A 13190-nucleotide genomic window follows, 5' to 3' on the forward strand; every position below is an offset into this window, starting at 1 on the left:
CGTGCCTTTCAGTTGGTTGCCTGGTCGGTGCCAACTATTGTAGAGCAAGCATGCCTTCACTGCCGCAAGCGCTCCAGGAACCAGCGGCCCGCCGGACCGGGCGGCGCATCCTTGCGGTACAGGGCGCGCATGGAGAATGCGGCGCCGAACGCGGGCCCGCCCTCGACCTCCACCGGCTTGAGCGTGCCGCGCGCCAGGTCGTCCTGCACCATGTGGCGCGGCATGCTGCCCCAGCCCAGGCCCGCGCGCAGGAAGGCCAGCTTGGCGCCCAGGTCGGCCAGCCGCCATACCTGGGGCGACATCACGTTGAAGTCGCGCCCGTGCGTGAGGCTGGAGCGGTCCGTCAGCACCAGCTGCACGTGGCGCGCCGCCTCCTCCAGCGGCACGGCGCCCGCGTACTGCGCCAGCGCGTGGCCGGGCGCGGCCACCAGCAATGCCGGCACTTCCAGCAGGTATTCGGTGGCACATTCGGACGGCACGTCGGGGAAGGAACCGACGACGCCAAGCCGGCAGCGGCCATCGAGCACCGGCTGCACCACGGCGCCCAGCGCCTCCACGTACAGCCGCAGCGGCGTGCGCGGGAACTGCTGGTGGAAGGAACCGACGGCCGCCGTCAACGCGGCGATGGGAAACATGACGTCCACCGCGACCGCCAGTTCCGGCTCCAGTCCTTCGGCCAGCGTGCGGGCGCGGGCCTTGAAGCTGTCCATGCTGCTGGCCGTGGCGCGTGCGTCGTCGAGCAGGGCGCGGCCCGCCTCCGTCAGGCGCGGATAGCGTCCGCTGCGGTCGAACAGGGGGAAACCGACCTGCTGTTCCAGGTTGGCCAGGGTCTGGCTGACGACCGATTGGGCGCGCCGCAGCTTGCGCCCGGCGGCGGAAAAGCTGCCTTCGTCGGCGGCGGCGATGAAGGTGCGCAGTTGGTCGAGGGACATGGCGTCCAGCATGTATCGCTCCGATAGATGGATTCCATCTAAATATATAGGCTTCCGCGATACCAGTCCAGCGCCTACCATGCAGTCATCGGATCGCACAACGCGCTCCACAACCGGAAACCACCCAGGAGATTGCCATGAACAACGCCAACGTCAACACCGCCACCCTGCCCCTGATCAGCCGCCTGCTGATGGCCACCATCTTCGTCTTCAGCGGCGTGGGCAAGATCGCCGCGCCGGCCGCCACCATGGGCTACATCGCCGCCATGGGCTTGCCCTTCCCCTTCCTGGGATTGATAGGCGCCATCGCGGTGGAAGTGGCCGGCGGCCTGCTGCTGGTGGCCGGCCTGCAAACGCGCGCCACCGCACTGGTGCTGGCCGGGTTCTCGCTGGTGACGGGGCTGATCTTCCACCATGCCATCGGCGACCAGAACCAGCTGATCCACCTGCTGAAAAATATCGCGATGGCCGGTGGCCTGCTGCAGATCGCCGCCTACGGCGCCGGCAGCTTCAGCCTCGATGCCCGCCTGGGCACGCCGCTGGCGCGCCGCGCGGCCTGATCACAACTCGATCTCCATGCCGTCGTAGGCCGACACCACCTCCAGCGGCGCTTCGCCCGTCACCTCGGCGTAGCGCCGCGTTTCTTCGAGCACCCGGGCGATCTGGGTGTCGCCCTGCACGGGCTCATGATGGAACAGGCAGAGCTTGTGCACCCCGGCCAGCTGGCACAGTTCCACCCCCACCACGTTGCTCGAATGGCCCCAGTCAGCCTTGACGGAAATGGCCTCGGCCAGCGAGTACATGGCGTCGAAGATGACGAGGTCGGCGTCGCGGAAGAACTCCACGAAGGCCAGCCGCTGTGCCATGTCGTCCAGCCGGTGTTCGGAATCCGTGCTGTAGACCAGCGCGCGGCGGCCGTGCTCGAGCCGGTAGCCGTAGGAATCGCCGCCATGCAGCTGCAGCATGGCCGTCACCCGCAAGCCGTCGATCACGACGGGGATGCCGGGAACCATGCGCCGGAATTCGATGTGGGCCGCCATCTGCTCCAGCCGCACGGGGAAGCTGATCGGGTCCTGCTGGCGCCGGAACGCCTGCTCCAGCGCCGCATGGCAGCCGTAGATGATGATGCGGTTGCCTGGGATGTAGGCGGGCGTGAAGAACGGGAAGCCCATGATGTGGTCCCAGTGCAGGTGCGACATGAACACGTGGTAGGTCTGTGGATGGTCGCGTCCGTAACGGGCCAGCATGGCGCCGGCCAGCGCACGCGCGCCCGAGCCCAGGTCCAGGATCACATGCTGGCCGCTGGTATCCGGGTCCCACACCTCCACTTCCACGCAGCTGGAATTGCCGCCGTAGGTGCCGCGCACGTCGAACGGCAGCTCGTTGTCCACGTAGTCGGCGATCCTGGCCGGCGTGTCAAGGCCGCGGCCGATGGCGCCTTCCAGCGCGGCCACCAGCTTGGCGCGTACCTGGGCGTGGTTCAGGGCCACGGGCAGCGAACCGCGCGCGCCCCAGATCCTCGCCTTCATGCTTCGCCTCCCGCCCAAGCTGCCTGTTCGTGCCGCTGTCGCTTCATCATCATTCCGCCTGCATGTTGCGGGCGCATGCAGCTGCACATGCTTGGTCCGCGTTGGGGAAAGTGTAGCAAAAGGCGGGGGCACTCGGCCAGCAATTCGCCATCGCGCCAGCGCCGGCGCCGTCATGGGCTTGTCAATCAGCCATTTTTGACCCCGGCTCAACGTGCTATGCTCTCGCCCGCCCTGCCTGACGCGGCGCGGCCCCGACCGATCAAGACACGGAGAATATTGTGAATTTCCTGCAAAGCTATTTCAGGCTGAATGAGAGCGGCACCAGCGTGCGCACCGAAGTGGTGGCCGGCGTGACGACCTTCCTCACCATGGCCTACATCATCTTCGTCAATCCCTCCATCCTGGGTGACGCGGGGGTGCCCAAGGAGGCCGTGTTCGTGGCCACCTGCTTCGCCGCCGCGCTGGGCACCATCATCATGGGCCTGTATGCCAACTACCCGATCGCCATGGCGCCCGGCATGGGCCTGAACGCCTACTTCGCCTACGCCGTGGTGCTGGGCATGGGCATCTCGTGGCAGGCGGCGCTGGGCGCCGTGTTCATTTCCGGCAGCCTGTTCGTGCTGGTCAGCCTGCTGGGCATACGGGAACAGATCGTCAACGGCATCCCGCACTCGCTGCGCACGGCCATCACGGTCGGCCTGGGCATGTTCCTGGCGCTGATCGCGCTGAAAAGCGCCGGCATCGTGGTCGCCAATCCGGCCACGCTGGTGGGCGTGGGCGACCTGCACCAGCCATCGACCATCATGGCGATCTGCGGCTTCATGCTGATCGTCACGCTGGACCGCCTGAAGGTGACGGGGGCCATCCTGATCGGCATCGTGGCCGTGACGGTGATGAGCTTCTTCTTCGGCGGGAACACCTTCCACGGCCTGGTGTCCATGCCGCCATCGATCCAGCCCACGCTGCTGAAGCTGGACCTGCAGGGCGCGTTCTCCGTCGGCCTGCTCAACGTGGTGCTGGTGTTCTTCCTGGTTGAACTGTTCGACGCCACCGGCACGCTGATGGGCGTGGCCAGCCGCGCCGGCCTGCTGAAAGGTGGCAAGATGGAGCGCCTGAACAAGGCCCTGCTGGCCGACAGCTGCGCCATCGTGGCCGGCTCCATGCTGGGCACCTCGAGCACCACGGCCTACATCGAAAGCGCGGCCGGCGTGCAGGCCGGCGGCCGCACCGGGCTGACGGCGCTGGTGGTGGCGGCGCTGTTCCTGGCCAGCCTGTTCATCGCCCCCATCGCCGGCGTGGTACCGGCCTATGCGACCGCACCCGCCCTGCTGTACGTGGCCTGCCTGATGCTGCGCGACCTGACGGATGTGGACTGGAGCGACAGCACGGAAAGCGTGCCAGCCGCCATCACGGCCTTGCTGATCCCGTTCACCTACTCGATCGCACACGGCATCGCGTTCGGCTTCATCACTTACGCCGCGCTCAAGCTGGCGACCGGCCAGGCGCGCAAGGTCAAGCCCATCGTATGGCTGATCGCGGCCATCTTCCTGTTCAAGTACGCCTATCTGAAGGCATAAGCCGTCGCCCGCCTCCGGCTCAGGCCAGCCGCCTGGGCCGGGACGCGCTGTCCACAGCCACCAGCGCCGGCGTCTCCCGGATCGGCAGAATGCCGATCACGTTATGCAGGCGCTGGCGGCACAATACCAGCGCATCCTCCTCCGCCGACGCGAGCCGCATCGTTACTTCCAGTCCCGCCAGTCCGCCCGTTGTGCGCAGGCTGCGCAACTCCAATCCCAGGCGCCGCACGATGGCCAGCGCCCCCTCGAGAGTGCCGATGGCGCCATCGGCCTCGATACTGAAGCGGAAAGTCTTTTGGTGGGGGCCGGTATTGGTCGTCATGGGAGAACTATACCGGCCGCCGGCGGGAATAGGCTCCCATAGTTTGCTGCATTGTCGCCCCTTAAAGGATGATTCTTCCACCATTTTATAATTGATGAGAATTTTCATCTTTCAGGAAAGAAACGCATGGAGCATCATCACGAACTCGACGAGATCGACCGCCGCATCTTGCGCGAACTGCGACTGGACGGCCGCCTGAGCAACACCAGGCTGGCTGAAAAAGTCGGCCTGTCCACCACGCCGTGCTGGAACCGGGTGCGTGCGCTGGAGGAGCACGGCGTCATCGAAGGCTATACCGCCCTGCTCAGCCAACAGTCGCTGGGCTATCCCGACACCGTCATCATCGAGGTGACGCTGGACCGCCACGATGACGAGATCTTCGAAAAATTCGGCCAGGCGCTGGCCGAGCTGCCGGAAGTGATGGAAGCCTATCTGCTGACCGGGGAATACGATTACCTGATCAAGGTGGCCGTGGCCGGCACGGCCGGCTACGAGGAATTCTTGCGCCGCAAACTGTACAAGTTGCCCGGCCTGCGCCACAGCCGCTCGACCTTCGTGCTGCGCTGCCTGAAACGGACCTATTCAGTTGTCCCGTGAATGCGGTGGCGCGGCAATACAACACCCAACGCCCTGGCAAGCGCGGAGTCGCGAAATGATAAATGATTGTCAGTAAATGACAAGCAGTCAACATCACCAGTGGAACAAAATGATCTCCTAGAAACATAGATTTCAATACGGCACAGACCGTTCCACCGGGAGACAAATGCATGGCCAAGGATTTCTACCTGCGCTGCGCCGCAGCGATAGGTAAGCTCAACATAGGATTGCGACTGACGATGGGCTTCGCCCTGACCATGGTGCTGCTGGTGGCCATGATCGGCGTGGCCTTGCTGGCCATGGCCGGCATGCAGCAGCGGGTGGACAACATCCTGCAGGACCAGTACCGCAACGTGACCCAGGCGAACGAGGTCAAATACAACGTGGCCGTGATCCACCAGTTGCTGCGCAGCGCCATGATCGCCGCCGAATACCAGGGCGAAAGCGCCGTGGCCGCCCAGATCCGTCCCATCCGCGACCGCAACGCGGCCCTGCTGTCGGGCATGCAGGCCAACCTGCACGCCCCGGCCGACAAGCGCGCGCTGGACGACATCGTCAAGGCCAGCCGCGCCGATGAGGCCAACCAGAAGGAACTGTTCCAGCTGCTGAACGCGGGCAGCCTGACGGAAGCGAAGAGCCTGCTCAACGCCACCATCCGCCTGTCGGAGCAGGAATTCGTGCAGGCGCTGCAAACGCTGGTCAAGCTGCAATCTGAGCACATGGCGCAAGAATCAGCGCAATCCAATGCGGCCTACTTCAGCGCACGCTCGCAACTGCTGATGTTGGGGGCGGCCGCGCTGGTTCTGGGCAGCGTTGGCGCCTGGCTGCTGGTACGCGGCCTGCTGCGTGAGCTGGGCTGCGAACCGCGCGAAGCGAGCCGCATCGCCGCCAGCATCGCCGACGGCGACCTGTCGGTGCAGATCGCCCACCGCACGCATGCCGGGGACAGTTTGCTGAGCGCGCTCGAAACGATGCGCGATAAACTGGCCGCGCTGGTCAGCCAGGTACGCCAAGGCACCGAGCAGATCGCCACCAGCTCGGCCGAGATCGCCGGCGGCAACCAGGAACTGTCGCACCGCACGGAACAGCAGGCCGGCGCGCTGGAGGAAACGGCCGCTTCGATCGAGGAACTGACGGGCACCGTCAAGCAGAACGCCGACAATGCCCACACGGCCAATGACCTGGCCATCAAGGCGTCCACGGTGGCCACGGAAGGCGGCAACGTCGTCGGGCGCGTGGTACAGACCATGACGGCCATTAACGCCGCCTCGGCCAAAATCAGCGACATCATCGGGGTGATCGATGGCATCGCCTTCCAGACCAACATCCTGGCCCTGAACGCGGCCGTCGAGGCGGCGCGCGCCGGGGAACAAGGGCGCGGCTTCGCCGTGGTGGCATCCGAAGTGCGCAGCCTTGCGCAGCGCAGCGCGTCGGCCGCGCATGAGATCAAGGCGCTGATCAACGACTCCGTGGCCCAGGTCCGCTTGGGCAGCACGCTGGTGGCCGACGCCGGTGTGACGATGACGGCCATCGTCGACAGCGTCAAGCACGTGACGGACATCATGGGCGACATCATGGCCGCCAGCCAGGAGCAGACCTCGGGCATTGAACAGGTCAATTCGGCCATCATGGATATCGACGGCGTGACCCAGCAGAACGCGGCGCTGGTGGAACAGGCGGCAGCCGCCGCCGCTTCGATGCAGGATCAGGCCAGCCGGCTGGCGGAACTGGTGAGCATCTTCAAGCTGCCCGGCGAGACGGGACGGCGCACCGCCGCGGCCGCAGCCGTGGCGCCCGCGCCGGCCCGCGCCGTGCGGCGGCTGGCTTGAATGGCAAGCTTGATCTCGCAATGGTTGAGCTTGCGCGCCTTCCGCACCGACCTTGATCCGACGATGCTAAAAGGCTTTTCAATACCTCACAACGTGATATAGTTTCCTCAACAGGGGTGCTTACGTCATCCCTGCCGGTCACAAGCCAAATCAACTCGAGGAGATGCGATATGAGCACGTTGGACTACCTGAAGATGCCATTTTCGGCGCACGGCGCATGGGACAAGTTAAGCACGGTCCATCCGGCCGTGTGGAAGACCTTGTTGTCGCTGGTGTTGCCGTTGTCGCTGATCCCGCCGGCCATGCTGCTGTACGCCGGCGCCCACCATCCGGAAGTGTATTGGATGTCGGCCTCGCCGCAGCGTTTCCAGCTGATCGCCGCGCTGTTCCTGGTGGCTGAACTGTGCACCGTGCCGCTGATGGCCCAGGCCATCAAGACCATCGCGGAAGCGCACCAGGTGCGCGTGGCGTTTCGCGACACGCTGATGCTGTCGGCCATCTCGGCCGTACCCATGTGGCTGTCGGCGCTGGCGTTGGCCATCCCCAGCCTGCTGCTGACGGTATCGCTGCTGGTGCTTGGCCTGCTGGCCGCGCTGATGCTGCTGTTCCAGGGCAGCACCACCATCCTCAAGATTTCGAATGAAATGGAAGCCCAGGAAGTATGCTCCCAGGCCTACGCCGTCGGCGCCCTCGTGTGGACGCTGCTGTGCGTGTTCGTCAAACTGAGCCTGATGGCGTGACCAAAGAATCGGGGACGGACTCCGGTTTTCCACAGCGGGAATACCGGAGTCCGTCCCCGATTTTCTTTTTGGCGTTAGAAGTGGTATTCGGCGCGCAGCATCGGCGTCTTGGCCACGTAGCCCTGGCCGCCCGTGGTGGCCGCGGTGTTGCCGAACTTGTTGCGCCAGTACTGGTACTCGATGCCGACCTTGAACACGTTCCTGGCGTGGCCCATGGCGGCGCCCGCGTCCAGCATCAACTGCATGTCGATGTTGGTTTCCGCGCCAGTGTCGTTGCCCACTTCATCCTTGCCCTTGGCGGCGATGAAATTCGCATACCCTTCGAACGAGACCAACGAGGTGACGGGTATGCCCCAATCAGCCGTCAGCATGGCGTGCGTCTTGTAGGTGTAGCGGCCGGTGACGGTGGAGATCGGAGGGAACGCGCCGCTGGGGGCGTTGCTTTCGTTGAGCAGCAACAGGCTGGTGTTCAGGTGGCCCGGCACGTCCCACATCAGCGTGGGGCCCAGCACCAGCATGCGCTTGCGCGAGTTGTAGCCGACGTCGTTCTTGGTGTTGACGTCGAAGCCGGCCGTCAGGCCCACGCTGTTGACGGGGCCGAATTTCATGCTGGTGCCGCTCACCTTGGCCAGGTCCAGCGTGTGGCGGTACACCACGTAGGCTTCCTGCGCGCCCGACGTCTGGGTCAGCGAGGCGGGATCGTTCTTGTCCGATAAGAGCACGTCCACGTTGAAGAAATTGGTGCCGTAGGCGTAGCCGCTCACGCTGGTCAACGCGAAGATGTTCTTCTTGATGTCCTTGGCGTTGAACGGTTCGCGGTAATCGTTACCGGTACGCCAGCTGATGGAGGTGTCGCTCCAGTTGGCGGCGTGGGCGGCGGTGCCGGCCAGGCACAGGCAGGCGATGGAAATCAGTTTTGGCAGCTGTCTCATGGTCGTTCTTTTCTTGTGTATAGCATTGCGATGGACGCGGCTCGCCCCGCCGGCGCCATTGCTGGCGCCGGCGCGGCTGTACCGCAGGGGGAAAAGGTGTTGCGCCGCCTCAGCCTGCGCCGAGGTAGACGAACTTGAAGGTGAACACGCAGGCGATGGCCCAGATCACGGGGCGCACTTCGCGCACGCGGCCCGTCAACAGCTTCAGGATCGCGTAGGAGATGAAGCCGAAGGCCACGCCCAGGGCGATCGAGTAGGTGAAGGGCATGGTCAGCGCCGCGATGGCCGCTGGCACGCTTTCAGTGGTGTCGCTCCAGTCGATGTCGACCAGTTCGCGCAGCATCAGGCAAGCCACGTACAAGAGCGCCGGTGCGGTGGCGTAAGCGGGCACCACGCCAGCCAGCGGCGAAATGAACAACGCGGCCAGGAACAGCAGCGCGACGGCGACAGCCGTCAGGCCGGTGCGGCCACCGGCCTGCACGCCGGCCGCGCTTTCGATATAGGCCGTGGTGCTCGAGGTACCCAGCATGGAACCGGCCACGATGGCGCAGCTGTCGGCCAGCAGGGCCTTGTTCAGGCGTTCCATCTTGCCGTTCACCAGCAGGCCGGCGCGGTTGGCCACGCCCATCAGGGTGCCGGTGGCGTCGAACAGTTCAACCAGGAAGAACACCAGCACCACGTTCAGCAGGCCCACCGAAACAGCGCCCATCACGTCCAGCTTGAAGAAGGTCGGCGCCAGCGTGGGCGGGGCCGAGACGACACCGTTGAACTGGTTACCGGCGAAGAAGAAGCTCAGCACCGTCACGGCCAGGATGCCGATCAGGATGGCGCCCTTCACTTTCAGCTTGTCCAGCGACACGATCAGGAAGAAGCCGAAGATGGCCAGGATCACGGGCGCCGAGTGCAGGTTGCCCACGCCAACCAGGGTGGCGGGATTGGCGACCACGATGCCGGCGCTCTTCAGCGAGATCAGGCCGAGGAACAGGCCGATGCCGACCGTGATGGCGGTCCGGATCGAATGCGGTATGCCGTTCACGATCATTTCCCGCAGCTTGAAGACGCTCACGAACAGGAACAGGCAACCCGAGATGAACACGGCGCCCAGCGCCATTTGCCACGGCATGCCCATGCCCTTGACGACGACATAGGCAAAGTAAGCGTTCAGCCCCATCCCCGGCGCCAGTGCGATCGGATAGTTCGCGTACAGGCCCATGACCAGGCAGCCCAGTGCGGCCGCGACACAGGTGGCGACAAACACGGCGCCTTTAGGCATGCCGGCGTCGCCGAGGATGGAGGGATTGACGAAGATGATATACGCCATGGTCAGGAAAGTGGTGAGGCCGGCGACCAGCTCCGTGCGCACGTCCGTCCCGTTTTCCTTGAGTTTGAAGAGTTTCTCGAGTAACAACATTTTTGTCTCCATGTTCTGTTTTAGTACTGCTTTAGCCATGCCGATTAAACAAGGGAACAATCGGCGATGATCTGGTGTGACCTTATCCCAGCTGCCGCCACGTCATGTACGGGTGACGGCATACTTGCTATCTGCTATTTCCCATAACAGCCGGGGCGCGCCGCATGGTGTGCGGCGCCCGCCCCTTCCTGCCCTCCTTCGATTGGTTAGCCTGCCGGTTTATACGAATTGTCCGATCTGTGCTTCGACGGCCTTGCGCACCGAGCCTGTGGTGACGAAGGAGCGCGCCATTTCAATGTCGTCGTGGAACCAGCGGTCACCGTCGAGGCAGGCCGGGATCTGGCTGCGCACGGAGGCGTAGGCGGCGGCCGTGCCTTTGCCCAGCACGAATCCGGGCAGCAGGTGTTCCGTCATGGTCAGCGCCTGCGCGGCCAACAACATCTCCACGCCGACGATGTACTGTGTGTTCGATACCACAACGGCGGCCTTGCGCGCGCACCAGGTGGAGTTGGACACGTGGTCTTCGCTGTTGCCCTTGGCCGGAATCGAATCGACACTACCGGGCATGCACAGGGTGCGGTTTTCCATCACCAGCGAGCTGAGCGAGCACTGCACCACCGGGTAGCCCGTGTTCACGCCACGCACGCCCGACATCAGGTTGCGCGGCAAGCCCCACGACAGCGTGGGATCGATCAGCCGCGCCACGCGGCGCTCGACGATGCTGCCCAGGTCGGCCACGGCCATGGCCAGCAAGTCCATCGCCTGCGCCAGGTACTGGCCGTGGAAGTTACCGCCGGAGATGATCTCGAAGCCTCCTTCGTCCTTGCTGAAGATGAGCGGGTTATCGGTGGCCGAATTGACCTCCTTGTCGATAATGGTGTCGATGTAGTCCAGCGCATCGAACACGGGGCCATATACTTGTGGCGCGCAGCGCAGCGAGTACACGTCCTGGATGCGGGCCGTGTACGGAATATCGGTGCGCCGCAGCTCCTCGGGGAACTGCACGGCGCGCGCCGCGTGGGTGGTGCGGGTCGAGCCTTCCAGCAGGTTACGGATGATGGACGCCGTCTTGATCTGGCCCGCGTGCGGGCGCGCCGTGTGGATGCGCGGATCGAAGGCCGACATCTCGGCCCGCATTGCTTCCAGCGTCAGCCCCAGCGACAGGCAGGCGTCCGACAGCAGGTTGCGCGCGTCCTCGGCGGCCAGCAGGGCCACAGCCAGCGACACGGTGCAGCCGTTGATCAGGGCCGACGCATCCTTGGCCTTCAGCTCGAACTCCACCGGGCCCACGCCGGAGGCGCGGATCGCGTCCGGCGCCGACATGCGCTGGCCACGGTACATCACCTCGGCCTGTTCAAAGCCGCAGATAGCGGCGGCCAGGTAGGACAGCGGCGCCAGGTCGCCCGAGGCGCCCACGGACCCCTTCTGCGGCATGATGGGATGGATGCCGGCGTTGACGAAGGCCAGCAGGCGGTCCACCACTTCCACGCGCGGGGCCGAGTAGTTGCTGGCGAAGGCGTTGGCGCGCAACAGCATGGTGGCGCGGCTCACTTCCTCGGGAAACGGCTCGCCCATGCCGGCAGCGTGGGCCTTGATCAACTGGGTCTGGAACAGGTTGATGTCCTGGACCTTGACGCGGGTGTCCTTGAGCATGCCCACGCCGGTGTTAAAGCTGTACATCATCGGCGCTTCATCGTGCATCCAGGTCGATTCGATGTAGTCGCGGCTTTCCTTCAGGGCCGCGCGCGAGGACGCGGCCAGGTTCACTTCGATGCTGTGGTCGCGCGCCACGGCCACCACTTGGGCCGCCGTCAGGTTGAAACCGTTGATGGTTGTCGTCGTCATGATTGCTCTCTTATTAGTTGTGTGGGCGCTCAGTTGGCGCCGGCCGCGAACCAGGCGCCGATTTCGGCGCGTTCTTCCGGCGTGATGTTGGTCATGTTCCCGATCGGCATAGCCTTCAGCACCACGGCCTGCTGGTTGACCCTGGCCGCGTATTGGTGGATCTGCTCGGGGGTGTTGAGCATCACGCCGGCCGGCGCGGTGGCGAAGCCGGGCTGGGTGGGCGTGGCCGAGTGGCAGCTCACGCAGCGCTGATTGATGATGGCTTGCACGCGGCCGAATTCCGGCGCGGCCACGGCGGCGGCATGTTCATCACCGCTCACGCCCTGAGCGATCTGGGCGGCCTGCGCTGTTGGACGCGGTGCGATGACAATGGCCACGGCCAGCAGGATGGCGCAGCCGGCCGCCGGGAAGCCCCAGGCCGTGCGGCCATGGTGGCGCAGGTTGAAGAAGTGGCGGATCAAGACGCCGGCGGCGATGATGGCGCCCAGCAGTGCCCAGCTGTAGGCGTGGCTGTAGGTCATGGCGTAGTGGTTGCTGATCATGATCAGCAGCACGGGCAGCGTGAAGTAGTTGTTGTGGACAGAACGCTGCTTGGCCTTCTTGCCGTGAATAGGATCGGGCGACTCGCCGCGCTCCATGGCCTGCACCAGCTTGCGCTGGCCAGGAATAATCAGCATCAGCACGTTCCCGACCATCATGGTGCCGATCATGGCGCCCACGTGGATGTAGGCCGCGCGGCCACTGAGGAAGTGCGTCAGCACATACGCCATGGCGACGATGAACACATACATGACGATGGCCAGCAAGCCTTCGCGCTTGCCCAACGGCGAGCGGCACAGGGCGTCGTACACGATCCAGCCGAACAGCAGGCTGCCCAGGCCAACGGCGATGGCCTGGCCCTGGCTCAAGTCGGCCACCGACTTATCGATCATCATGGCCGAGGCGTTGAAGTAATAGACGATGAACAGCAGCGAGAAGCCCGACAGCCAGGTGGCGTAGGCTTCCCACTTGAACCAGTGCAGGTCCGACGGCAGCTCGGCCGGCGACACCAGGTACTTCTGCGGGTTGTAGAAACCGCCGCCGTGCACGGCCCACAGTTCGCCCGACACGCCCTTCCTGGCCAGGTCGGAACCGGGCTTGGGCGGACGGATGCTGTTGTCGAGCCAGACGAAGTAAAAGGACGCGCCTATCCAGGCGATCCCCGTGATCAGGTGCAGCCAGCGCACCAATAGATTGAGCCAGTCCACGCCATATGCGAGCAGTTCCATGTCTTCCTCTTGATTGGATTTAAGCTCGTCTGCCACCGCGGGCGCTCCAGACGATTGGGACTTGGTCCCTGTTGGCCGCGAACTGTTGAGAGCTCCGCTGCGACCGGTTTGAAGACCACGCATTGCGGTGCGTGGTATGGCCTGAACGATAAAACTAATTCTGGCCTTTCACATTGGAATCGACGTATATTAAAAATAGGAACGAAGT

12 protein-coding genes are annotated in these 13190 nt (G+C 64.5%); 5 read left to right on the plus strand and 7 right to left on the minus strand.

The genetic code is table 11. From position 1 onward, the window contains the following. Positions 1-56: 56 nt before the first annotated feature. A complete protein-coding gene (locus H3H36_RS02915; RefSeq protein ID WP_182213769.1) occupies positions 57-944 on the minus strand; it encodes a LysR family transcriptional regulator in 888 nt (295 codons plus the stop codon). A 125-nt stretch (positions 945-1069) separates the two neighbouring features. On the opposite strand from H3H36_RS02915, the gene H3H36_RS02920 reads away from it, so the two are divergent. Then, a complete protein-coding gene (locus H3H36_RS02920) occupies positions 1070-1492 on the plus strand; it encodes a DoxX family protein (RefSeq protein ID WP_182213772.1) in 423 nt (140 codons plus the stop codon). Here H3H36_RS02920 and H3H36_RS02925 read toward each other — a convergent pair whose 3' ends face one another. Beyond that, the gene (locus H3H36_RS02925; RefSeq protein WP_182213774.1) at positions 1493-2461 is read right to left on the minus strand and encodes an MBL fold metallo-hydrolase; all 969 of its coding nucleotides are present in this window, start codon (positions 2459-2461) and stop codon (positions 1493-1495) included. It lies immediately after the preceding gene. Positions 2462-2739: 278 nt separating this feature from the next. Here H3H36_RS02925 and H3H36_RS02930 point away from each other — a divergent pair, with 278 nt between their 5' ends. Then, the gene (locus H3H36_RS02930) at positions 2740-4038 is read left to right on the plus strand and encodes an NCS2 family permease (protein WP_182213776.1); all 1299 of its coding nucleotides are present in this window, start codon (positions 2740-2742) and stop codon (positions 4036-4038) included. Between the two features lie 19 nt (positions 4039-4057). Here H3H36_RS02930 and H3H36_RS02935 read toward each other — a convergent pair whose 3' ends face one another. Continuing rightward, entirely contained in the window at positions 4058-4360 is a 303-nt protein-coding gene (locus H3H36_RS02935; RefSeq protein WP_182213779.1) for a hypothetical protein, read from the minus strand. A 126-nt stretch (positions 4361-4486) separates the two neighbouring features. Here H3H36_RS02935 and H3H36_RS02940 point away from each other — a divergent pair, with 126 nt between their 5' ends. The 3 genes from H3H36_RS02940 (at position 4487) to H3H36_RS02950 (ending at position 7526) form a co-directional block, all read left to right on the plus strand. Then, positions 4487-4957 carry an Lrp/AsnC family transcriptional regulator gene (locus H3H36_RS02940; protein WP_182213781.1) on the plus strand — a complete coding sequence of 157 codons (471 nt, stop codon included), beginning with the start codon at positions 4487-4489 and terminating at the stop codon, positions 4955-4957. 170 nt (positions 4958-5127) lie between these two features. Continuing rightward, complete coding sequence (locus H3H36_RS27435) at positions 5128-6786, plus strand: methyl-accepting chemotaxis protein (protein ID WP_182213784.1); 1659 nt, start codon at positions 5128-5130, stop codon at positions 6784-6786. A gap of 170 nt (positions 6787-6956) precedes the next feature. Beyond that, on the plus strand, positions 6957-7526 hold the full coding sequence (locus H3H36_RS02950; RefSeq protein WP_182213786.1) for a YIP1 family protein: 570 nt from the start codon (positions 6957-6959) through the stop codon (positions 7524-7526). A gap of 74 nt (positions 7527-7600) precedes the next feature. Here the strand turns inward: H3H36_RS02950 and H3H36_RS02955 are convergent, their stop codons facing one another. From H3H36_RS02955 to H3H36_RS02970, 4 genes are all read right to left on the minus strand, one after another. After that, entirely contained in the window at positions 7601-8458 is an 858-nt protein-coding gene (locus tag H3H36_RS02955) for an outer envelope protein (protein WP_182213788.1), read from the minus strand. Positions 8459-8567: 109 nt separating this feature from the next. After that, a complete protein-coding gene (locus H3H36_RS02960) occupies positions 8568-9869 on the minus strand; it encodes an NCS2 family permease (protein WP_182213790.1) in 1302 nt (433 codons plus the stop codon). Positions 9870-10088: 219 nt separating this feature from the next. Further along, the gene (locus H3H36_RS02965) at positions 10089-11714 is read right to left on the minus strand and encodes an HAL/PAL/TAL family ammonia-lyase (protein ID WP_182213792.1); all 1626 of its coding nucleotides are present in this window, start codon (positions 11712-11714) and stop codon (positions 10089-10091) included. 29 nt (positions 11715-11743) lie between these two features. Continuing rightward, positions 11744-12982 carry a urate hydroxylase PuuD gene (locus tag H3H36_RS02970; RefSeq protein ID WP_182213794.1) on the minus strand — a complete coding sequence of 413 codons (1239 nt, stop codon included), beginning with the start codon at positions 12980-12982 and terminating at the stop codon, positions 11744-11746. Between the last annotated feature and the right edge of the window lie 208 nt (positions 12983-13190).

Source organism: Rugamonas fusca, assembly GCF_014042365.1.
Classification (GTDB): domain Bacteria; phylum Pseudomonadota; class Gammaproteobacteria; order Burkholderiales; family Burkholderiaceae_D; genus Rugamonas; species Rugamonas fusca.